The 19,371-nt window shown below is 65.2% G+C and carries 20 protein-coding genes; 5 read left to right on the top strand and 15 right to left on the bottom strand.

Features of this window, described 5'->3' with window-relative positions; all coding sequences use genetic code 11:
- The first annotated feature begins 32 nt into the window (after positions 1 to 32).
- Positions 33 to 1,244 (top strand): tetratricopeptide repeat protein, encoded by a 1,212-nt coding sequence (locus tag ABWP09_RS00120; RefSeq protein ID WP_353203134.1) that lies wholly within the window; start codon positions 33 to 35, stop codon positions 1,242 to 1,244.
- Here ABWP09_RS00120 and ABWP09_RS00125 read toward each other — a convergent pair whose 3' ends face one another.
- From ABWP09_RS00125 to ABWP09_RS00145, 5 genes are all read right to left on the bottom strand, one after another.
- Positions 1,245 to 1,535, bottom strand: a complete 291-nt coding sequence (locus ABWP09_RS00125) for a hypothetical protein (protein WP_353203135.1) — start codon at positions 1,533 to 1,535, stop codon at positions 1,245 to 1,247.
- The gene (locus ABWP09_RS00130; protein ID WP_353203136.1) at positions 1,532 to 2,059 is read right to left on the bottom strand and encodes a GNAT family N-acetyltransferase; all 528 of its coding nucleotides are present in this window, start codon (positions 2,057 to 2,059) and stop codon (positions 1,532 to 1,534) included. Before ABWP09_RS00130 ends, ABWP09_RS00125 begins: the two co-directional genes overlap by 4 nt.
- The gene (locus tag ABWP09_RS00135; RefSeq protein ID WP_353203137.1) at positions 2,056 to 2,847 is read right to left on the bottom strand and encodes a LysR family transcriptional regulator; all 792 of its coding nucleotides are present in this window, start codon (positions 2,845 to 2,847) and stop codon (positions 2,056 to 2,058) included. The genes ABWP09_RS00130 and ABWP09_RS00135 overlap by 4 nt, the downstream gene beginning before the upstream one ends.
- Positions 2,844 to 3,242 carry a Co2+/Mg2+ efflux facilitator ApaG/CorD gene (gene apaG / locus ABWP09_RS00140; RefSeq protein WP_353203195.1) on the bottom strand — a complete coding sequence of 133 codons (399 nt, stop codon included), beginning with the start codon at positions 3,240 to 3,242 and terminating at the stop codon, positions 2,844 to 2,846. The genes ABWP09_RS00135 and apaG overlap by 4 nt, the downstream gene beginning before the upstream one ends.
- A 166-nt stretch (positions 3,243 to 3,408) precedes the next feature.
- Positions 3,409 to 4,614: a trans-sulfuration enzyme family protein gene (locus tag ABWP09_RS00145; RefSeq protein WP_353203138.1), complete on the bottom strand. Its 1,206-nt coding sequence runs from the start codon at positions 4,612 to 4,614 to the stop codon at positions 3,409 to 3,411.
- Between the two features lie 91 nt (positions 4,615 to 4,705).
- On the opposite strand from ABWP09_RS00145, the gene ABWP09_RS00150 reads away from it, so the two are divergent.
- The gene (locus tag ABWP09_RS00150) at positions 4,706 to 5,989 is read left to right on the top strand and encodes a phospholipid carrier-dependent glycosyltransferase (RefSeq protein ID WP_502959732.1); all 1,284 of its coding nucleotides are present in this window, start codon (positions 4,706 to 4,708) and stop codon (positions 5,987 to 5,989) included.
- Positions 5,990 to 6,082: 93 nt separating this feature from the next.
- Here ABWP09_RS00150 and ABWP09_RS00155 read toward each other — a convergent pair whose 3' ends face one another.
- The 6 genes from ABWP09_RS00155 to ABWP09_RS00180 form a co-directional block, all read right to left on the bottom strand.
- On the bottom strand, positions 6,083 to 7,183 hold the full coding sequence (locus ABWP09_RS00155; RefSeq protein WP_353203140.1) for a glycosyltransferase: 1,101 nt from the start codon (positions 7,181 to 7,183) through the stop codon (positions 6,083 to 6,085).
- Positions 7,180 to 8,232 carry a 3-isopropylmalate dehydrogenase gene (leuB, locus tag ABWP09_RS00160; protein ID WP_353203141.1) on the bottom strand — a complete coding sequence of 351 codons (1,053 nt, stop codon included), beginning with the start codon at positions 8,230 to 8,232 and terminating at the stop codon, positions 7,180 to 7,182. Before leuB ends, ABWP09_RS00155 begins: the two co-directional genes overlap by 4 nt.
- A 127-nt stretch (positions 8,233 to 8,359) precedes the next feature.
- Entirely contained in the window at positions 8,360 to 8,986 is a 627-nt protein-coding gene (recO, locus tag ABWP09_RS00165) for a DNA repair protein RecO (RefSeq protein WP_353203142.1), read from the bottom strand.
- A gap of 153 nt (positions 8,987 to 9,139) precedes the next feature.
- Complete coding sequence (locus tag ABWP09_RS00170; protein ID WP_353203143.1) at positions 9,140 to 10,075, bottom strand: GNAT family N-acetyltransferase; 936 nt, start codon at positions 10,073 to 10,075, stop codon at positions 9,140 to 9,142.
- 47 nt (positions 10,076 to 10,122) lie between these two features.
- Positions 10,123 to 11,526 carry an NAD(P)H-dependent flavin oxidoreductase gene (locus ABWP09_RS00175; protein WP_353203144.1) on the bottom strand — a complete coding sequence of 468 codons (1,404 nt, stop codon included), beginning with the start codon at positions 11,524 to 11,526 and terminating at the stop codon, positions 10,123 to 10,125.
- Positions 11,527 to 11,594: 68 nt separating this feature from the next.
- Positions 11,595 to 12,734 carry a glycosyltransferase family 4 protein gene (locus ABWP09_RS00180; RefSeq protein ID WP_353203145.1) on the bottom strand — a complete coding sequence of 380 codons (1,140 nt, stop codon included), beginning with the start codon at positions 12,732 to 12,734 and terminating at the stop codon, positions 11,595 to 11,597.
- A 218-nt stretch (positions 12,735 to 12,952) separates the two neighbouring features.
- Here ABWP09_RS00180 and ABWP09_RS00185 point away from each other — a divergent pair, with 218 nt between their 5' ends.
- Both ABWP09_RS00185 and ABWP09_RS00190 read left to right on the top strand, forming a co-directional pair.
- A complete protein-coding gene (locus ABWP09_RS00185) occupies positions 12,953 to 13,129 on the top strand; it encodes a DUF465 domain-containing protein (protein ID WP_353203146.1) in 177 nt (58 codons plus the stop codon).
- An 83-nt stretch (positions 13,130 to 13,212) separates the two neighbouring features.
- Complete coding sequence (locus ABWP09_RS00190; protein WP_353203196.1) at positions 13,213 to 13,851, top strand: Bax inhibitor-1/YccA family protein; 639 nt, start codon at positions 13,213 to 13,215, stop codon at positions 13,849 to 13,851.
- Between the two features lie 64 nt (positions 13,852 to 13,915).
- Here the strand turns inward: ABWP09_RS00190 and ABWP09_RS00195 are convergent, their stop codons facing one another.
- The 4 genes from ABWP09_RS00195 to ABWP09_RS00210 all read right to left on the bottom strand — a co-directional run bounded on the left by ABWP09_RS00195 (position 13,916) and on the right by ABWP09_RS00210 (position 17,896).
- On the bottom strand, positions 13,916 to 14,872 hold the full coding sequence (locus tag ABWP09_RS00195) for a hypothetical protein (protein WP_353203147.1): 957 nt from the start codon (positions 14,870 to 14,872) through the stop codon (positions 13,916 to 13,918).
- A 57-nt stretch (positions 14,873 to 14,929) separates the two neighbouring features.
- Positions 14,930 to 15,529: a hypothetical protein gene (locus tag ABWP09_RS00200; RefSeq protein ID WP_353203148.1), complete on the bottom strand. Its 600-nt coding sequence runs from the start codon at positions 15,527 to 15,529 to the stop codon at positions 14,930 to 14,932.
- Positions 15,530 to 15,636: 107 nt separating this feature from the next.
- Positions 15,637 to 16,752: a glycoside hydrolase family 130 protein gene (locus tag ABWP09_RS00205; RefSeq protein ID WP_353203149.1), complete on the bottom strand. Its 1,116-nt coding sequence runs from the start codon at positions 16,750 to 16,752 to the stop codon at positions 15,637 to 15,639.
- A gap of 283 nt (positions 16,753 to 17,035) precedes the next feature.
- On the bottom strand, positions 17,036 to 17,896 hold the full coding sequence (locus tag ABWP09_RS00210; RefSeq protein WP_353203150.1) for an alpha/beta fold hydrolase: 861 nt from the start codon (positions 17,894 to 17,896) through the stop codon (positions 17,036 to 17,038).
- Positions 17,897 to 17,957: 61 nt separating this feature from the next.
- On the opposite strand from ABWP09_RS00210, the gene ABWP09_RS00215 reads away from it, so the two are divergent.
- Positions 17,958 to 19,331 carry a protein adenylyltransferase SelO family protein gene (locus ABWP09_RS00215; RefSeq protein ID WP_353203151.1) on the top strand — a complete coding sequence of 458 codons (1,374 nt, stop codon included), beginning with the start codon at positions 17,958 to 17,960 and terminating at the stop codon, positions 19,329 to 19,331.
- The last annotated feature ends 40 nt before the right edge of the window (positions 19,332 to 19,371 follow it).

Genomic DNA, 19,371 nt, shown 5'->3' on the forward strand with positions numbered 1-19,371 from the left:
GGCGCGGCAGTGCTGAACGGGGGAGGCGAAAAATGGTTCGATTAAAGGCATTTGCTCTTTCCGCAGCGCTCGCGACCACGCCCGCGGTCGCACAACAGAAAACGCCCGATGCCCCCACATCCGGCCCCGACATCGTCGTCACCGGCATGTCGCTCAAGGATGCCAAGGCGGCGCTCGCGACGTGCATCGCGCAGCATTGCCCGCCCGACAAGGATGTGGACGCGACGCTGGCGGTGGCTGAAACACAATTCGTGGCGGGCAAGTATAAGAACGCGCGCGATACGATGCTGAAGTCGATCGGCCGCAACAAGCGCTTCGCGAGCGCGTATCCAGTGCCGGTATCCGATCTGTTGCGCGCGAATTCCCGCGTGGCGGCGCATCTTGGCGAGCAGGATGCGTACTTCAGCGGTGCGCTCGACGTGCTCAGCGCGCTGAAGGCGGGGCTTCCGGCGGACGATCAGCGCGTGCTCGGCGCGCAGGTCGAATTGGGCGACGCCTATGCCAAGACCGGTCGCCTGGACGCGGCGGTGGAGATGTACCGCAAAATCGCGCGTCGCGCGCGCGACCTTCATTTGCCCGGCATTCAGGGCTACGCCCTACTGCGCGTGGTTGCGGTCTATGCCGCGAGTTCGCAACTCCGGGACGACGGCAATTACACGGCGGCGATCAGGGCGGCCAATGCGCTTATCGCCGACCCAGACCCGGCCATGGCGCCCTTTAGCAAGGCGGCGCGCGTGCTCAAGCTGAAGCTCGACATCCGCCGCGGCGGTGATCCTGCCGCGGTCGATCGCCTGGTCGCAGAATATCGCGCGGGTACGGGAACCACCCCGATCTTGCTCTACGCGCCCAAAGTCGAATTCGCCCAACGTGCGATCCAATCCGATCAAGGCGGCGAAACCTTGAATCGTATGCTGCTCGACGCGGTCGATGATCAATGGGTCGATATCAGCTTCGAAGTGCAGCCCGATGGCAAGGTTGGCGACGTGGAGGTCCTCCGCAAAAGTGACAAGCTCTCGGGTGATTGGATCAAGCCGATCCTCACTGCGATCAGCGGTCGGCGTTACGCCCCGCCCGCCGCGAACAGCGCCTCGGCGTTGCGGGTCGAGCGCTACACCTTCACGGCGCCGTGGACGACGGTAACCGGCACCCGGCTGCGCGTCCGTGCGCCGGTGCCGCAAGTCGAGTCGATCGATCTTTCGCGCGACCCCGCGCCCCCGCCACCCGCCACCAGCACGCCCTCCTGATCACCCCCGCATCCGCGCCTGATGATATTTGGCGCGAATCACGATCCCGGCGAACAAATGCAGCGCCGCAACGCCAAGCAAAAATAGCGGCAGGATCATCGGCAGTTGCGGCCAATAGCGCGCGCGCGCACCCGCCAGCACCGCCGCGCCGATGGCGAGCGCGAGGCCCAGATAGCGGATCGGCCGCGCCACCATCTTCAATTCGCGCGCATAGGCCGCCCGCTGGACCGGATCATTGAGATCGGGCGGGGGCGCCTTGGCGGTCGGTTCGCCAGTCGATTTAGGGGTCATCGGTCGGTCCATTCGTCGGCGAGCAAGCCCCACAACAGCGTGTCGCGCACGCCGATATGCGTCTCCCATTCGGCGCGCAACCGGCCCTCAAGTGTAAAGCCGAGGCGCTTCAGCAGCGTGTTCGAGGGCGCATTGTCGGGATCGGTATCGGCAAAGACGCGGCGATAGCCCTCCTCGCGAAACAGCAGATCGAGCAAGCGCGTAACGCCTTCGCGCGCATAGCCGTGCCGCGCGGCGCTGGGTACGAGCATATAGCCAATCTCGCTGACGCCCGCGCGCCGCTCCCCCGCCCATAGCGTGCCGATCGCCCGATCGCTGCCCTTGAGCATCATCGCCCAACCGCGCTGACCGGGTTGATCGGTTCGCGCGGCGAGATAGGCGCGCGTTTCCGCGACGTCGCCGTGCGCCGCGCTGCTCCACCACCGCATCGTCGCTTCGTCGCCAAACGCCTCGTACAGCGCCTCGGCATCATCGACTCGCTGCGCGCGCATCGTCAGCCGCGCGCTTTCGAACGGCACGGTCATGCCGTCAGCGCGGCGACCAGCGCCTTGACCTTCTTCTGCCGCCATTGCGGCAGGGGCGCGACCAGCCAATAGCCGAGCCGGTACGGCTTGGCCTCGCCGATCGAGACCAGGCGGCCCGACGCGATATCGCTGGCGGCGAGCAGTTCGGGCACGGTCGCCCGCCCCAGCCCTTCGGCGGCGGCATCGAGCGCGAGCCCGGCATCACCCACCCGCACCAGCGATACGGCTTCGTCGTTGAGACATCCCGGCCACGAAATGCGTGTATCGGCCCCGCCGCCCGGGCGCTGGACGGTGATCATCCCGGCCGATTCGATCGCTTCGCCCTCATGCTCGCCCGGCCCGTCACCCCAGCGGATCGCGAGGTCGAGATTGGCCTCGGTAAAATCGATCGTATCGTCGGCGGAAATGAGCACGAAGCGGAGCTCGCCATCGCCGCGCGCAATTTCGGCCAAGCGCGGCATCAGCCATTTCTCGGTCAAATCGCGCGGTGCGGCGATCGTCAGCGACTTGCTCGTCTGACCCGCCTGCATCGCACGCACCGCTTCTTCGAATTGCCAAAACCCCTGGCGCAGCGCGGCAAGGCCGCTTTCCCCTTCCGGCGTCAGTTCGAGCCCTTTGGTGGTGCGGCGAAACAGCACGACGCCGAGCGTATCCTCGAGCGCGCGAATCTGCTGCCCCACCGCCGCAGGGGTGACGGCGAGTTCATCGGCCGCGCGGGTGAAGCTCAAATGCCGCGCGGCAGCATCGAGCACGCGCATGCCGTTGAGGGGGAGATGCGTGCGTTTCACACCCCCACCGCCGGCGCGAGCAGCGCAAAGCGCGGAATGGCGACGTCGAAACCCGACCCGTCCTCGCCCATCATGTGATAGCTGCCGAGCATCGCGCCGCTCGGCGTCGACAGCGGGCAGCCCGAGACGTAATCGAAGCTGGCGCCCGGCGCGATCAGCGGTTGTTCGCCAATCACGCCTTCACCCTCGACCGAATGCCGCGCGCCGCGCCCATCGGTGATGATCCAGTGCCGCGTGAGCAATTGCACCGCCATCGCGCCGGCATTCTCGATCCGGATATGATAGGCCCAGAACCACCGCCCGCGCTCGGGCTCGGACTGTTCGGGCAGGAAGCTGACCGCGACGCGCACAATCACCCCGCGCGTTTCCGTCGCATAGGGGAACAGCGCCTTCATGACGTCGCTCACAAAGCCATCCCGAAAAGCTCCGCTTCCCCGGCGCAGGCCGGGGCCCAGTCGCGAAGGTCGTAGCATCTGAGCGCGATGCCCGTCCTCCGACGCGCCGCAACTGGACCCCGGCCTGCGCCGGGGAGGCGCACGCATCGACCGGGGTTCGGTACCCTCACAAACCCACCGCGGTCAGCGCGCGGTCGATATCCTCGATCACGTCCTGCACATCTTCCAGCCCGACATTGAGCCGGATCAGCCCCTCAGTCACGCCCATTTCGAGCCGCTTTTCCTCGGCAACGCTGGAATGCGTGGTCGAGGCAGGATGCGTCATCAGCGAACGCGAATCGCCGATATTGTTCGAGATGTCGACGAGTTGCAGCGCGTCGAGCAGACCGTGTGCCTGTTTGCGATCTTCCACTTCGAACGCGAAGATCGGGCCGCACGCTTCCATCTGACTCATTGCGAGGTTGTGCTGCGGGTGACTCGGCAGACCGGGATGGAGCATCCGCGGCACGCGCGCCTCGATCATCCGCCCGACCTTGAGTGCGTTCTCGGATTGGCGGCGGATGCGCAAATCGAGCGTCTCCAGCCCTTTCAGCACGACCCAGGCATTGAACGCGCTCAATGTCGGCCCGGTGTTGCGGGTAAAGGGCAGCAGCGTGTCGTCGATGAATTTCTGCGTGCCGCAGACCGCACCCGCCAGCACACGGCCCTGCCCGTCCATCATCTTGGTCGCGCTATAGGCGGTCACGTCCGCGCCGAATTCCATCGGCCGCTGCAACGCGGGCGTGGCAAAGGCATTGTCGACCACTGAGGTGATCCCGCGTGCGCGCGCGATGCCGCAAACCGTTTTCAGATCAACGATGTCCATCGTCGGGTTGGCCGGCGTTTCGAAGAAGAACAGCTTGGTATTGGCCTTGGCGGCATCTTCGAACTGTTGCGGGTCGCGTGCATCGACGATGCTCACCTCGATCCCGAATTTCGGCAACAGCGTGTCGGTCAGCCAGCGGCACGACCCGAACGCAGCGCGCCCGGCGACGATATGGTCGCCGGTCTGAAGCTGGCATAGCAGCACGGCGGTCATCGCCGCCATCCCCGTTGCCATCGTCCGGCACGCCTCGGCCCCTTCGAGCAAGGCGATGCGGCCTTCGAGCATTTCGACCGTCGGGTTCTGCAACCGCGAATAGGTCATGCCTTGCTGCTCGCCGGCAAAGCGCGCGGCGGCATCGGCGGCGCAATCATACGCATAGCCCGATGTCAGGAACAACGCCTCGGAGGTTTCCCCCCATTCGCTGCGCGCGGTGCCGCCGCGCACGGCTTGTGTTGCGGGGCGCCACTGGCGGGTGATGCTCTGGTCTTGTCCGGTGCGGCGTTTCATGTGGCACGCTTTGCCGGGAGCGCGCGGCTCCCGTCAATGGGAATGCGGGCGAACGCTTGAAAGGAATGGCATGAGCGGGAATAGAGGCGCTGTGACGCATCCTCAGCCCAGCCCTTATCGCGCCGCCGCGATCCTCGCGCTGCTGGCGCAGACCCTGTTTTGTTATCGCCTTACGATTCCATCAAAATTGATGTTCGACGAAGTGCATTACGTTCCGGCGGCGCGAAAATTGATCGCCTTGGTCGGCCCAAACAATGTCGAGCATCCGTTGCTGGCGAAGGAAATCATCGCGAGCGGGATCCTGCTGTTCGGCGACAATGCCCTGGGCTGGCGCTTCTTCTCGACGCTCGCGGGCACGGCGACGGTGCTGGGGGTGTTCGCGATCGTGTGGCTGATGCTGGGACGCGTCCGCCCGGCGGTGTTTGGCGCGCTGTTCGCGTTGTTCAACTTCACGCTGTTCGTGCAAGCGCGGATCGCGATGCTCGACGGGTTCATGGCGGCGTTCACGCTGCTCGGCATCGCCAGCCTGTTATGGGCGATGCGCGCCGACGATGCGCGGACGGCGTGGTCGCGCTGGCTGTTGGGGAGCCTTTTGCTCGGGCTGGCGGTCGCGTCGAAATGGAGTGCCGCGCCCTTTGTTGCGTTTGCCGCGATCGCCTTTGTCGCGGTCCGGCTGAACGATGCGCGCGCGCGCGGGCGCTCGGTCTATGCTGCGCTCAATGCCGGCGGGCAGCGCCATTGGCCCGGGATGGCGGCAGTTCCGGCGATCCTCACGCTCGGCGCGGTCAGCGTGACGGCCTATTTCCTGACCTTTGCCCCGGCCTTTTTCTACCATCTCGACCCGATGACGCTGGGTAAGCTACTGCCGTTCCAGGCCAAAATGTATGCCCAGCAGACGCAAATCCTGCCGTCGCACCCCTACCAATCATCGTGGTGGAGCTGGCCGTTCATGGTCCGCCCGATCTGGTACCTCTATGAACCGGCCGACGGGGCGCAGCGCGGGGTACTGCTGATCGGCAATCTCGCGATCCTCTATGGCGGGTTGACCGCGGTGGCGGCGTGCCTCTTCGGCTGGTGGCGTGACCGCAGCGCGGTCTTGCTGGCAGCCGCGGGATTGTGGATCGGCAGCTATGCGGTGTGGGCGGTGATCCCCAAGTCGATCGGCTTTTTCTATTATTATTATCTGCCGAGCATCTTCCTGTGCATCGCGTTCGCCGTCGCGCTCGACCATTTCAAACGCGGCAAACGCTGGGATGAAGGGGTGTTGATCGTCGTGCTGGGGATGTTCGTGCTGTTCTACCCCGTGCTCTCGGCAGCGCCGCTATCGGGGCCAAACGCCTTCCATTTCTGGACGTGGTTTCCGAGCTGGGTCTAGTTCCCCCCCGTTGTCATCCCCGCGAAAGCGGGGACCCAGCTCCACCGGCATGAGATGGGTCCCCGCTTTCGCGGGGATGACAAAGGTGTCCGCTCAATACCGCCCCCACACAAAGCGCGACGACAGCGCGAAATTCCACACCGCCGCAACGACAATCCCGGCCAGCGCCGACAGCGCCCAGGCACCGTGCTGCACCTCGAACAGAAACGCCGCGACGCCGACATTGGCCACCGCCCCGACCGCGCAGACGAGGCAGAACGATACCCACCCGTCGAACAGCGCGCGCGCGCCCTTCAAGCGCCGCTCGCGATAGGTCAGCGCGTTGTTGAGGAAGAAATTGAAGGTCATCGCGACCACGGTCGCCACGATCGTCGCCGCGACGAATTCCAGCCCGCTCTCGCGGAACAGCGCCCATAGCACCGCCAGATGCACCAGCGCGCCGATCGCCCCGATCGCGGAGAACATCACGAAGCGCACCGGCACGATCCGCCCGAACATCCGGTCGTACAAGGCGATCAGAAATTCCATCGCCACGACATAATCGAGCTTGCTCTCGCCCTCGGTGCGCAAGCGGAAGGTGTAGGGGAGTTCGAGGAATTTGAGCGGACGCGGGCTCGCGGTCATGATGTCGAGCAGAATCTTGAAGCCGATCGCCGACAGCGACGGGATCATCGCGCGCACGATCGCGCTGCGGATCATGAAAAAGCCGCTCATCGGATCGTTGAGATCGGCTTTCAGCACCCGCCGCGAAATCCGGGTCGCCAGCGCCGATTTCGCGACGCGGTCATGGTCCCATTCGCCCGTCCCGCCGCCCGCGACGAAGCGCGAGCCGATCACCACGTCGAGCGCTGCATCGGCCTGCAACGCATCGAGCATCGCGGGCAGGATCGTCTCGTCATGCTGCAGATCGCCATCGATCACCGCGACCACGGGTGCCGCGGTCGCGCACATGCCCTCGATACAGGCCGAGGACAGCCCGCGCCGCCCGATCCGCTGGATCACGCGCACGCGTCGGTCGGTCAGCGCAATGTCGCGCGCGGCCTGCGCGGTGCCGTCGGGGCTGTCATCATCGACGAAGATCGCTTCCCACGCCCGCCCGGCCAGCGCCGCGTCAAGCTTCGCGATCAGCAGCGGCACATTGCGCAGCTCGTTGAAGGTCGGAATGACGACCGCCAGTTCGAGAGTCTCCCTCATGCAAGCGCGGCCAGCACCGCATCGCCCATCGCTTCGGTCGACAGCGTACCGCCCAGATCCGGCGTGCGCGCGCCGCCACTGATCGCGGCGATCACCGCCGCCTCGATCCGTAGCGCCGAGGCTTGATCCGCCAATGAATGCCGCAGCAACATCGCCGCCGACAGGATCGCCGCACACGGATTGGCCTTGCCTTGGCCGGCAATATCCGGCGCCGATCCATGGATCGGTTCGTACAGCCCGCACGTCCCCTGCCACTCGTTGAGCGACGCCGAGGGCAGCATCCCGATCGACCCGACGCACATGCTCGCCTGATCCGACAGGATGTCGCCAAACAGATTGCCCGTCACGATCACGTCGAACGCACCGGGATTGCGCACCAGCTGCATCGCGGCATTATCGACATACATGTGCGTCAGCGTGACCTCGGGATAATCGAGCGCGATTTCGTTGACCACCTCGCGCCACAATTGCGAAGTCTCAAGGACGTTGGCCTTGTCGACCGACGTGATGATCCGCTTGCGCCGCTGCGCCATTTCGAACCCGACGCGCGCGATCCGCGCGACTTCGACCTCGTCATAGCGCATCATGTCATGGCCTTCGCGCAGACCCTTGTGCGTGATGCCGCGGCCCTTGTCGCCGAAATAGACGTCGCCGGTTAGCTCGCGCACGATCACCATGTCGATCGCGCGCGCGATCTCGGGCCGCATCGCGGACGCATCTTCGAGGCCCGGGAACAGCTTGGCGGGGCGCAAATTGGCGAACAGGCCGAGCGCCTTGCGCAGACCGAGGATCGCCTGTTCGGGCCGCAGCGCGCGCTCAAGCCCGTCCATTTCGGGGTCGCCGACCGCGCCGAACAGGATCGCATCGGCGCGCTTGGCGAGCGCGAGCGTCTCGGGCGGAAGCGGATGGCTGGTCGCGCGGTACGCAGCACCGCCGACCGGCGCGGTTTCGAATGTATGGCCAAGGTCGAGCGCTTCGAGCACGCGCCGCGCCTCGCGCGTTACTTCCGGGCCGATGCCGTCACCGGCGAGAATTGCGATCAGTGCCACACAAAATTCCGTTCGGGCTGAGGCTGTCGAAGCCCTGCTCTCATCTTCCACCCGCAAGGAAGAAAGAACAGTCCTTCGACAAGCTCAGGACGAACGGGCACGGGTGTCCTTGCCGAGACGCGGGGCTTCACGCAACCGCCCTTTTCAGCCGATCGACCAGCCGGGCGCGCGCATCGAGCGTTACGGCGCGCCGCTCGACCAGAATTTGCGCGGCGAGCGCCTCGCCCGTGATCGCCAGCGCCTCCAGAATTTCGGGCCATTCGGGCGCCACACCGCTTGCGAGCGCCAGCGGCAGCGTCTCGCGCTCAAGCCCATATCCAAGCTCGGCCAGCACCAGCAATTCGTAGCGCGCCAGCGCCAGCGCCCAGCCCCGCGCCGCAGGTGCCGCCGCAATCGCTTCGATCGTCGCGTCGAGCGCGGCATACAGGCGCGGATAGGGCTGCGCTTCGGGCAAAGCCACAGCGGTCAGCGTCGTCACCCAATCGAGCGCCAGCGCGGGCAGCGGCTCGGCATAAAGCGGCGCGCGGCTGGTGACGAGTTCGACGGCGAGGCTGGCGAGCTGCTCATCGGTCCGCGCGCGCCATTCGCCGATCACGCGATTGGCGGGCTGCAGGATCGGGCGAATCCGGCTCGACCGCCCGCCCCGGACATAGCCCGCTTGCAGGCCATGCTCGGCGGTGAGTGCGCGCACGATCGCGCCATGTTCGCCGTGGTGACGGATCGCGAGGATCAGGGCTTCGGCGCGCAGGTACATTGTTGGTGTTTAGCGAACGCGTGGGGCTTGGCGATGGCCTAAATCCGTTCGGCCCCGGACTTGATCCGGGGTTGTCGCCCCCCCTCTCGCCACACCGCCGCCGTCTGTGGGGACAGGTGCCCGTCGACAGGCGCGGGGCGAACGGCGGGGTGCCTACCGCCGCAGCGTCTTCGCCAGCCCCGCCAGCCCCCAGCGCGCGACCGCGCGCTTGCCCCATGCCGCGCTCAGGTCGAACGCGCCGAGCGCCGCCAGCGTCGCGCGGTTCGCGAGCGAAGCGCGCAGCAGCAGCAAGTCGAGGCATTCGGCCCCATGCGTGGCAAAGCTGCGCTTGTGCTGCCCGTCGCCCTCGGTAAAATCGAACCAGCGCAAGCCCGGCTCGGCGTACAGGTCGCGCATCGCCTCAAGCATCAGCACGCCGCCCGGCGAAAGATCGTTGAACGCCGGATCGTGCCCGACATGATCGTAGCGCACCGTGCCATTCTCGATCGGGCAATACAGATACGCCGCTGGCTCCCCTGCAACGTACAGCAGCCAGGCGCGCACCGCGCCCGCCGCCGCCAGCGCGTACATGCTGGCCAGAAACGTCGGATCGTCGGGCAATCCGCCGCCGAGCAACCGTTCCTGATAGGTGCGCAGCGAAATCCGGCGCGCGGTGTCGTGGAAGACGTTCAGCTCATCGGCGGTGCGGAACCGCCGTATATCGAGCACCCCGCCCGATACCTCCATCACGCGCTTGGCCTTGCGTTTCATGCCCGAGCGCGTGTTGCCCGAGAGCGCCGCCTGATAGGCGTCGAAACCGATCGTCAGATCGGCATAATGCCGCGTATAGCGTTGCCGGGCATGCGCGATCATCCCCGCGCCCGCCGCCGCCATTGCGCCGCCCAAGGCCAGCGGCAGCGACGTAATGGCATAGCCATGCGCCGATCGTTCAAGCGGCGGCAGAGTCGGCAGCCGTCCGTCCAGAACCATATCGAGCGACAGCGGCACGCGCACGAGCTGGCGCTGCACCGCGGCGATTGTCCGCGCGCCGATCTGGAAACGCAGCGGCAGCGGCTCGGCGTTTCCGGCAAGGACGATCGGCGCGGACATCTCCCGGGACCTACCGCGCGAGCGTGAAGAAAGCGCTAAGCCGCGCCTCAGTCGCCCGTCAGGATGCGGTCCACCAATTGCTTTACCGTCGGCACGAAGCCGTTCGAATAAAACGGATCGCGCTTGAACTGATACGCACCGTGCCCGGCGAACATCAGATTCTGCTCGATCTCACCGCCATGCGCGATGTCCTGCAGCGTCTTCTGGATACAGAAACTGCGCGGATCGGCGAGGCGTCCGGTCGAATTGGTTTCGGTGTCAGACCAGCTCGAAAACGCGCACTGGCTCAGACACCCCATGCACTCCGCCTGATCCTTGCGGATCACGATCTTGTCCGCGGGCGTGACGAAGACGAGCGTGTTGTCGGGCGTTTTCAGCGCATCGGTAAAGCCCGCGCCATACCATTGCCGCGTGCGCAACAGGTCCCCGAGCGTCACCCAGAAATTCTTGCCCTTCACCCCGACATCGAGCTGATGCGTATGGTCGCCCGCGCTTTGCGTCGAAAAGGCGATTTGCCGATCGGAGCGCGCCTGCAAATGCCGCAGGAACGGGTTGAGCACCGCACTCGAATAAAAACCGGTCGGGGAAAAGCGGTGGAGCAGCACCTCGCCTTCCTCAATATTGGTCAGCTTCGCCTTCCAGCCTTCGGGAATCGGGCTTTCCTGTGTCAGCAACGGGCGCGTGCCGAACTGAAAGGCAATGCTGCCGAGTTCGGGATTGTCGATCCAGTCCGACCAGTCGCGCAGATACCACACGCCGCCCGCCATCACGATCGGCACCGAGTCCGAAATGCCGCCTTCGCGCATCGTTTCGCGCAGCGCCTTCACGCGCGGATAGGGGTCCTGCGGCACGAGCGGGTCTTCGGCATTCGACAGGCCGTTATGTCCGCCGGCCAGCCATGGATCCTCATACACCACCGCCGACAGCCATTCCGACGCCTTCGAATAGGCACGCTTCCACAGCGCGCGGAAGGCACGGCCCGAACTGACGATCGGCAGATAGCTCACTTCATACGATGCCGTAATCTCGGAGAGCTTGTACGGCATCCCCGCGCCGCAGGTGACGCCCGACACGAGCCCGCGCGTGCGCTCCAGCACGCCGTGCAGAATACGTTGCGCCCCGCCCATTTCCCACAGCACGTTAATGTTGATCGCACCCTTGCCACCGGCAATGTCGAACGCGCGGCGGACCTGCTGAACCGCGCCCTCAATCGCATATTCGATCAGCTCTTCATGCCGTTCGCGCCGGGTCAGCGCTTTGTAGATTTGCGGGATGATCTTGCCGTCGGGATCGTAACTGTCGGCATTGACCGCCGAAACCGTACCGATTCCGCCGGCCGCCGCCCATGCCCCCGCGCTTGCGTGGTTGGTCGCGGCGACACCCTTGCCACCCTCTACGATCGGCCAAACCTCACGGCCGCCATAAACGATGGGCTTCAGACCTTTGAACAACGCAACAGACCTCCGAGAAATAAGTACGCTTGGTATAGGCGTTGGATGCGTCCCGCCGCAAATCGCATTTAGGAAAACGCATCCGGGCGGCCGATCACGCCGCCATATAACGCGGAATAGCGCGCGATCATGGTCGCTTCGTCATAGTCGGCGACCGCCTTGGCACGGTTCTTCTCGCCAAGCCAGGAACGCCCCTCCTTGGGCGATTTGGCCAGCGCCTCGAGCGCGTCGCGCAGCAGCACTTCCTGCGTGCGCTCCTCAATATAGGCGCGGTTTTCGGGCACGACCATCCGCAATACGTCGCCGACGGGCGTCGAGACGATCGGCAGCCCCGCCGCCATGCCCTCGATCACGCAAATCGGGAATTGCTCGCTCTTCGAGGACAGCGCCAGTATGTCGAACAGCCCGATATACTCGTGCGGGTTGGGCAGGAAGCCGGGCATCACCAGCTGATCCCCCATCCCCATGCGCTCTGCCGTGTCGAGGATCGCCTGCCGCTCGGGCCCCTCGCCGACGATCACCAGCCGAACGCGCGTCGACATCCCGCCGACGGCGCGCACCAGCATCGGCAAATCCTTGACCTCGCGCAGGCCCGCCAGCGTCCCGATCACGACTTCGCCCGGCTTGCGCTTGAACCCCGGAATGGCGTTGAACTTGGGCTTTTTGGCGTAAAGCGCGGTGTCGATGCCGTTGGCGATGCGGTGGACGCGGCCGCGCGGCTGCTTCCAAATCTTGAGCGCAATGTCTTCCAGCGTCTCCGACGGCACCACCAGCGCCGCCGCCTTGGTCAGCGCGAGGCGGCGGTAGATGTTACGCTGCGGCTTCAGCCACTTGGCCTCATCGGCATTGAACCCGTCTTCGTGGTGGATCAGCGGCGGCACACCCTTCGACGCAACACGCCGCGCCATCGCCCCGTCGATCGCGCCCCAATTATACGTCAGCACCAGATCGAAGCGGCGCATATAGGCGGCAATCGCCTCGTAGCGCGTGACCGAGGGTCCACCCGTCAGCGAGGGCGCATTCTGCGCGATCTCATAGTCGATGCCGGTCGCGATGGCATCCCTCGCGCCATATTGCCCCTCCATCCCCGACACGATCGTGTGGCGCGCCCGGTCCCCGAAAACATTCATCAGCCGCACCGCACGCGCTTCCTTGCCGCCGAGCGAGAAGCTGGAATGGAGGTGCAGGATGTTGACCGGACGAGGCATTGCCGCGCCGGTTAGCCGGAAATACGTCGCACGTCATCTCCTCTTGAAAGTCGATCGGGTGCGCAATACGTATGGTGTGCGACCGGGCCCCTCTGGCGAGGGCTGAAAAGCCCTCGTGATGTCGGACCGCATCGAGCTAGCTCGGTGCAAGGACGGCCCTTTTGTCCCCTCCCCAGCCAAGCAGCCCGATCGATCGACCCATCGACCAGGAGCCTGTCATGACCCGACTTATCGACCGCCTGATTACACTTCACCGTGCGATCGACGCTGCCGTGCTGCGCGAGCGCCAGCATCTCATCCCCGATCCGCTCCGCATCGCCGCGCTGAAAAAGCGTCGGCTGGCGATCAAGGACCGCATTCACCGCGCACTCGTGCGCCGACTCGCAACCGCTTAACGAGGAATCATTCCGTGCAACCCAACGTTTATCGAACAACCCCCAGCACCGTTGCCGCGCGCGACGAGGGCTTACGCAAATATATGCTCGGCATTTATCGCAACATGGGGATCGGCCTGGCCATCACCGGTGCGGTCGCGCTGGGCGTGGCGTCGACCCCGGCGCTGGTCGCGCTGATCTTTGGCACGCCGCTGAAATGGGTCGCGATGTTCGCGCCGCTCGCTTTCGTCATGTTCTTTTCGTTCCGGATCGAGGCGATGACGACCGCGACCGCGCGCACCGCCTTCTTCGCCTTCGCCGCGGTGATGGGCGTGTCGATGGCGAGCATCTTCCTGGTCTTCACCGGCCAAAGCATTGCCCAGGCGTTCTTCACCGCCGCGATCTTGTTCGCCGGGATGAGTCTGTGGGGCTACACCACCGGGCGCGACCTGTCGAAAATGTCGACCTTCCTGATGGTCGGCCTGATCGGCGTGGTCGGCGCAAGTCTTGTCAACGTCTTCCTCGGCTCCTCGCTGCTGCAGATCCTCGTGTCGGTCGTCGGCGTGGTCGTGTTCACCGGCCTGACCGCATGGGACACGCAGCGGCTGAAGAGCGAATATGTCGCCTATGCCGGCACGCAGGCGGCCGAAAAGCTCGCCATCATGGGTGCGCTGTCGCTGTACCTGAACCTCATCAACCTGTTCCAGCTACTGCTGGGGCTGATGGGTCAGCGCGAGGAATAAGGCCTTTCCCCCTCCCGCATACGGGAGGGGGCCTTGCTTGCGCGGCGACGGCGAACGGCCCGGCCTAAGCGGCAAGCCGCCCCGGCGCCGTCACCTGATCGCGCCATGAATCGACGATTCCGGCGAGCCGTTGCAAGCCTGAGGGCGTATAATGGTTGACGTCGATCATCTCGGCCGGATCGATCGCCAGGCCGCTGTCGAGCGTGGAAATGCACGGATAGCGATCGAACATCCGGTGCCACACCGCGTTGAACCGTGTCGCGCGGGCGCGGCTCAAGCCATGGTCGGGGTAATATTGTCCGTCGGCCAGCGCCTCCGACGGCAGCACCACCAGCAACTGCTTGCCCGTTTGGAAGACATGATTGCACAAGTGCGTCACGCACGCTTCATACAAGCCGCCGTCGAGCTGCGAGCGCAAATCCTCGCCCGGGTTGCGGAACCGATCATAAGTGCCGCCTTGCCCGAGCGACCCGGTCACGTCCTGCCACGGGGTGTTTATATAGTCGGTCCCCGCACCGTAAACGAGGTAATCGGGCAGCGGCATGTGCGTAAACGACCCATCCCAGAGCGAGCGCATGCAGAACAGGTCCGGGTAGCTGTCGAACGCCATCTGATCGCGCAGGCCACTGAAGTGCGCGATCCCGCCCGACTGGCAATTGAACAGGATGCGGATGCTGGCGGCATCGGCCGTCATACCCGCAGCCGTTTGCGCCGCGAGCTGCGCCCGCACCGCGGGATCGGCATAAGGCAGCATCGTCACCCAATCGACCGGATCGGTGCCGATCCGCGCCGCGGCCTCCCCCAGATCCACGTCGATCATTGGCGGATACATGTCACGTGCCCGCGCGCTCAAGAAATCCAGCGCCGCCCGCTCGAGCCCCATGTGCATCGCGCGGCACGAGAAGACCAAATGCACCGCGCGAAAGCTGCCGAGCACCTCCTCCAGCATGACGAAGCCGACCAGCCCATAGTCGCCGTGCCGGTCCCACGCGAAGATCGATAGGCTCGGATGCGCGAGCACATCGATGATTTCCGCGCGCAGCGCATCGACGGTGCGGCGCGATTGGGTGTAATTGAGCTAGTTTGAGCGCTGCATCAGCTCGGCGATACGCTCGATATGATCGAGGTTCTCCATACAGAACGGCGCGGTCGCGCGGATATCGCACGAGCGCAGGAAATCCTCGTGCGACAGCGTCGGCTGGTCGCGCTGCTCCTGCTTGCGCGCTTCGAGACTGCGGTAGACGCCGCGCCGGCTGGTCGTGCCGATCTGTTCGGCCAGCAAGCCGCGCAGGACGTCGTCGGCGTCGGCCCGGGTGCTGTCGAGCACGTGAATCTCGGGCAAATGAAAGCGGACCGCTTCCAGATTCTGCGGATTGTCATGAACGAACAGCACGTCGCACGGCCGCAGTTGCATGTCGGCGATGATGCCGGCGACGCTGGCGGGTTTGGGATCAAAGGCGATCCGGCAGAACACGAACGCATCCCACCAGCCGAGTTGCTCGAGCCGATCGCGCGCCGCGGCGGCATCGTTCTTCGAGCAAATCGACGAGACCACGCCGCGCGCGTCGAAATCGCGCACTATCGCCATGCGCTGCGCGAAGGGCTCGAGCGCGTCGCCGTCGGCGAGCGTCCCACGCCACAGCGTGTCGTCGAGATCCCAGATAATCAGCTTGAGCATCGATCTTCGTCCGGGCCAGATTGATGGCTCCATCATAGACGATTGGGCCGCGGGGCGGCTCGGCCGACCAGGAAATGCGCCCTGGTCACGTCGAAGGCGCAGCCGCGCTACCCAAACGCAGCCTTCGCCACCCACGTCACCCGGCACGCCAGATCCGCCTCGCCGCTCGCCACGATATAATGGTCGCCGGCATCCACGATCCCCGTCGTAAACACGACATTGTCGAGATACATCAGATCCTTGAGTCGGTCGGTCAGCGCCGCATTCGCTTCAATCAGCGGCGCATCCGCCGTGCGCAGCACCACGCTCGGGTCGTCGCGGTCGAGCAGGCTCCAATAGGTGCGGTAGATGCCGACCACGCCCGCCGGTTCCACCCCGTGCCACAGGCTGAGCCACCCCTCCGGCGTCAGGATCGGCGGTGCGCCGCCGCCCATCCGCGCCGTCGCCATCGTCGCGGCGTGCGGGCGGATGCCGGGCTTGTCATAGGGTTTCCAGTGCAGCGCATCGGGCGAGGAGGCGAGGTTGATCGACGGCCCGGCGCGCCATTCGCTCCCCGGCGGATAGGCGAAATACAAATCGCCCAAGGGCCGCGTCTGCGCGAAATATTTGCCGCCGATCAGCCCTTCAAAGATCAGCATGTCCTTATTCTGATGATCGAGCACGATCCCCTCGAGCGTCCAGTCGAGCGCATTGTCCGAGGTGTAGAGCGTGGTCGAATGCCGCTCGGGGCTGACCGAGCAAGTCGTCATCAGATAGCGCCCCCCCACCTTGCTGATCCGCGCATCCTCGACGCCGTAGCATTGGTAGGGCGCGCGCGGCGGAACCGCCTTGTCATAATGCACCTGCTCGACCCTGGTGCCAGCGGCATTGAGCTCGACCGGCAGCAGCCACGAGATCGACGTCAGCGCCATGATCTTCCACCCGGCCGCGCGCATCATGAATTTGCGCGGATCGGCGGTATCGACATATTCGAGCGGCCACGCGTCGAGGCAATAACCGCCGTCAAACCAGCGAATGGCATGGATGTGCTGGTCCTGGATCGGGGTGCGCAGCGCCTCCGCCACGCGCACCATGAGCAGCAAATTCCCGTTCGCCAACCGCGTCATACCCGGGTTGAACGCGCCGAGCACATAGGTTTCGGCATCGACCTTCCCGGCAAGCGGCGACTTGGTCAGGTCGACATCTGCGGGGGTGAAGATCAGCGCATCGTGCGAAAAGGTCATGCGTGATTTCCTTGGGATACGGTCGCCGACGGCCCTTAACCGATGAACCGGACCGCGGGTGCCACCTTTAAACGAAAACCCGCTTCCCCGGCGAAGATAGGAGGGATGAACCGGACAGCACCGCGCTGTAAACTTGGCGCAACTCAAACTCCGTTCGGCCCCGGACTGGATCCGGGGCTGTCGAAGCCCAGCGTGCCACAAGCAGTGCCGGACGTGTTGCACGCTGCCCTTCGACAAGCTCAGGGCGAACGGGATAGGTACGCCATCTTGAGGGCACGATACCCTAAACCGCCACCCGCGCGAGCAACCGGTCGATCCCGGCAATCGCCTCGGGTTCGTTCAGCGTCGGGGTATGGCCGACATCGGCGATCGTCACCACTTCGCCAGCATCAAGCGTCTCCGCCATCCGCGCCGCGGTCGCCGCCGACAGCACATCCGATCGCGCGCCCCGCACGATCAGCGTCGGCACGCTCTTCAGCACATCGAGCGCGCGCCACATATCGGGCCCCGCCTCATTCCCCGGCACGCGGAACGGCTCGGCGATCTTCATGTCGTAATCGAGCACGATCCGCCCCGCACTGTTGAGCCGGTACAGTCGCTTCGCCATAGCCAGCCAATCTTCGAGCGCGAAGCCCGGATAGACATCGCCATTCGCCTCGGCGACCGCGCGTGCGGCATGGATCCAGGTCGGCCAGGTATTCGAGCGTCCGACATAGCTGCGGATCCGCGAAAGCCCCTGCGGCATGAGGTCGGGTCCGACATCGTTGAGCAGCACGCCCGCCAGCCGCGCATGCCCGGTCCCCGCGAGCAGCATCGACACGATCCCGCCAAGCGAGCTGCCAAAGGCAATGTAGCGATCCACGCCCAGCTCGCCGAGCAACCCTTCGACATCCTGCACATAGGTGAGCGGGACATAGGTCATCGGATCCTTGGCATAACCGCTGTCACCGCGCCCGCGCAGATCGACCGCGATCACGCGCCAGTCGGGCGACAGCCGCCGCGCGACATCATCGAATTCGCGCGCGTTGCGCGTCAGGCCGGGCAGGCAGACGATCGGCGGCTTGGCCAAATCCCCCGGATAGTCGCGATAATGGAGGCGGATCCCGTCGTTCGACCACCAATATCGATTTTCATAAGCCGACATTGATCGGTCCCTGTTTGGGCGTGGGGTTGCGTCCCGCGGGTGCGCGCCTCCATATCCACGCATGAGCACCCCCCCGCAAGCCTATCTCTCCCAGCCCTATCTCGCGGAGCGCCGCATCCTCGAGCTGGGCGATGCGCTTTACGATGCGGTCGAGGCGGCACGCTTCCCGCAGACGGTTTTGCGCTTCCGCAACGATCACGCGGCGGTGGAGGTCGGGCTCGCCACGCTCGCCGATGCCGACTGGCTGGCGCATTTCGGCCGGTTCGTGCCGCTGCCCGACACCCTCGAACAGCCGCTCGCGCTGCGCTATCACGGCCACCAGTTCCGGCAATATAATCCCGAGATCGGCGACGGGCGTGGCTTCCTGTTCGCGCAGGCGCGCGATGCGCAAGGGCGTCTGATGGACCTCGGCACCAAGGGATCGGGCACGACGCCGTGGAGTCGCTTCGGCGACGGTCGCCTGACACTCAAAGGCGGGGTCCGCGAAGTGCTCGCGACCGAAATGCTGCAGGCGCTCGGCGTCAACACCTCGCGCAGCTTCTCGTTGATCGAAACCGGCGAAGCGCTGGAACGCGGCGACGAGCCCTCGCCCACCCGCTCGGCCGTATTGGTCCGGCTGAGCCACGGCCATATCCGCATCGGCACGTTTCAGCGGCTCGCTTATCTGCGCGATGCCGAAACTATGGAGCGGCTGATCGGCTATGTCCTCCGCAACCTTTACGACGAAGACCCTAGCGAGGATGCGGCGGCGCGGCTGCTCGATCTGGTGGTCAACCGCACCGCGACACTCGCCGCCAGCTACATGGCCGCAGGGTTCGTCCACGGCGTGCTCAACACCGACAATATCAACGTGACCGGCGAGAGTTTCGATTATGGCCCGTGGCGTTTCGCGCCGACTTGGGACCCGAGCTTCACCGCCGCCTATTTCGACCATCACAGCCTCTACGCCTTCGGCCGCCAGCCCGAGGCGATCCACTGGAACGCGATGCAGCTCGCCGTCTCGCTGCGCACCGTCAGCGACGCCGAACCGCTGATCGCGGTGCTCGACAGCTTTGCCGAACGCTATCAGCGCGCAGTATCGCAGGCGATCCTGTGGCGGCTCGGCGTGGTGCCGCAGGACCCGTTCAGCGACAGGGCGCTCGTGCAGGCGGTCGAACGCGGGCTGGTGGCGAGCAAATTCGGGCTCGACCGCTTCTTCTTCGATGCGTTCGGCGGGACTGCGCCGGCGGGCGCGGCATTTGACGAAGCGCGCTCGGCTTTGGCGGCCTATGCCCCGCGCAAACCCCGCGACCACGCTTATTGGCAAGGCGAACCCTGTTCGATGCTGATCGACGAGGTCGAGGCAATCTGGGCCGCGATCGACCAAAGCGACGATTGGGCCCCGTTCGAGGCCAAGATCGCCGCGATCCGCAGGATGGGCGAAGCGCTGAGCTAGCGCCTCCCCTCCCTTCCAGGGAGGGGAGCAAAGTGTGGAT

The organism is Sphingomonas sp., from assembly GCF_040398505.1.
GTDB lineage: Bacteria > Pseudomonadota > Alphaproteobacteria > Sphingomonadales > Sphingomonadaceae > Sphingomonas.

Coding starts and splice junctions, on each gene's coding strand:
- ABWP09_RS00180 (WP_353203145.1), bottom strand. CDS start 12,734: ATGCCTCGTCCGGTCAACATCCTGCACCTCCATTCCAGCTTCTCGCTC.
- ABWP09_RS00130 (WP_353203136.1), bottom strand. CDS start 2,059: ATGACCGTGCCGTTCGAAAGCGCGCGGCTGACGATGCGCGCGCAGCGA.
- ABWP09_RS00200 (WP_353203148.1), bottom strand. CDS start 15,529: ATGCTCAAGCTGATTATCTGGGATCTCGACGACACGCTGTGGCGTGGG.
- ABWP09_RS00125 (WP_353203135.1), bottom strand. CDS start 1,535: ATGACCCCTAAATCGACTGGCGAACCGACCGCCAAGGCGCCCCCGCCC.
- ABWP09_RS00120 (WP_353203134.1), top strand. CDS start 33: ATGGTTCGATTAAAGGCATTTGCTCTTTCCGCAGCGCTCGCGACCACG.
- ABWP09_RS00170 (WP_353203143.1), bottom strand. CDS start 10,075: ATGTCCGCGCCGATCGTCCTTGCCGGAAACGCCGAGCCGCTGCCGCTG.
- ABWP09_RS00185 (WP_353203146.1), top strand. CDS start 12,953: ATGACCCGACTTATCGACCGCCTGATTACACTTCACCGTGCGATCGAC.
- recO (WP_353203142.1), bottom strand. CDS start 8,986: ATGTACCTGCGCGCCGAAGCCCTGATCCTCGCGATCCGTCACCACGGC.
- ABWP09_RS00205 (WP_353203149.1), bottom strand. CDS start 16,752: ATGACCTTTTCGCACGATGCGCTGATCTTCACCCCCGCAGATGTCGAC.
- ABWP09_RS00210 (WP_353203150.1), bottom strand. CDS start 17,896: ATGTCGGCTTATGAAAATCGATATTGGTGGTCGAACGACGGGATCCGC.
- ABWP09_RS00155 (WP_353203140.1), bottom strand. CDS start 7,183: ATGAGGGAGACTCTCGAACTGGCGGTCGTCATTCCGACCTTCAACGAG.
- ABWP09_RS00145 (WP_353203138.1), bottom strand. CDS start 4,614: ATGAAACGCCGCACCGGACAAGACCAGAGCATCACCCGCCAGTGGCGC.
- ABWP09_RS00215 (WP_353203151.1), top strand. CDS start 17,958: ATGAGCACCCCCCCGCAAGCCTATCTCTCCCAGCCCTATCTCGCGGAG.
- apaG (WP_353203195.1), bottom strand. CDS start 3,242: ATGAAGGCGCTGTTCCCCTATGCGACGGAAACGCGCGGGGTGATTGTG.
- ABWP09_RS00190 (WP_353203196.1), top strand. CDS start 13,213: ATGCTCGGCATTTATCGCAACATGGGGATCGGCCTGGCCATCACCGGT.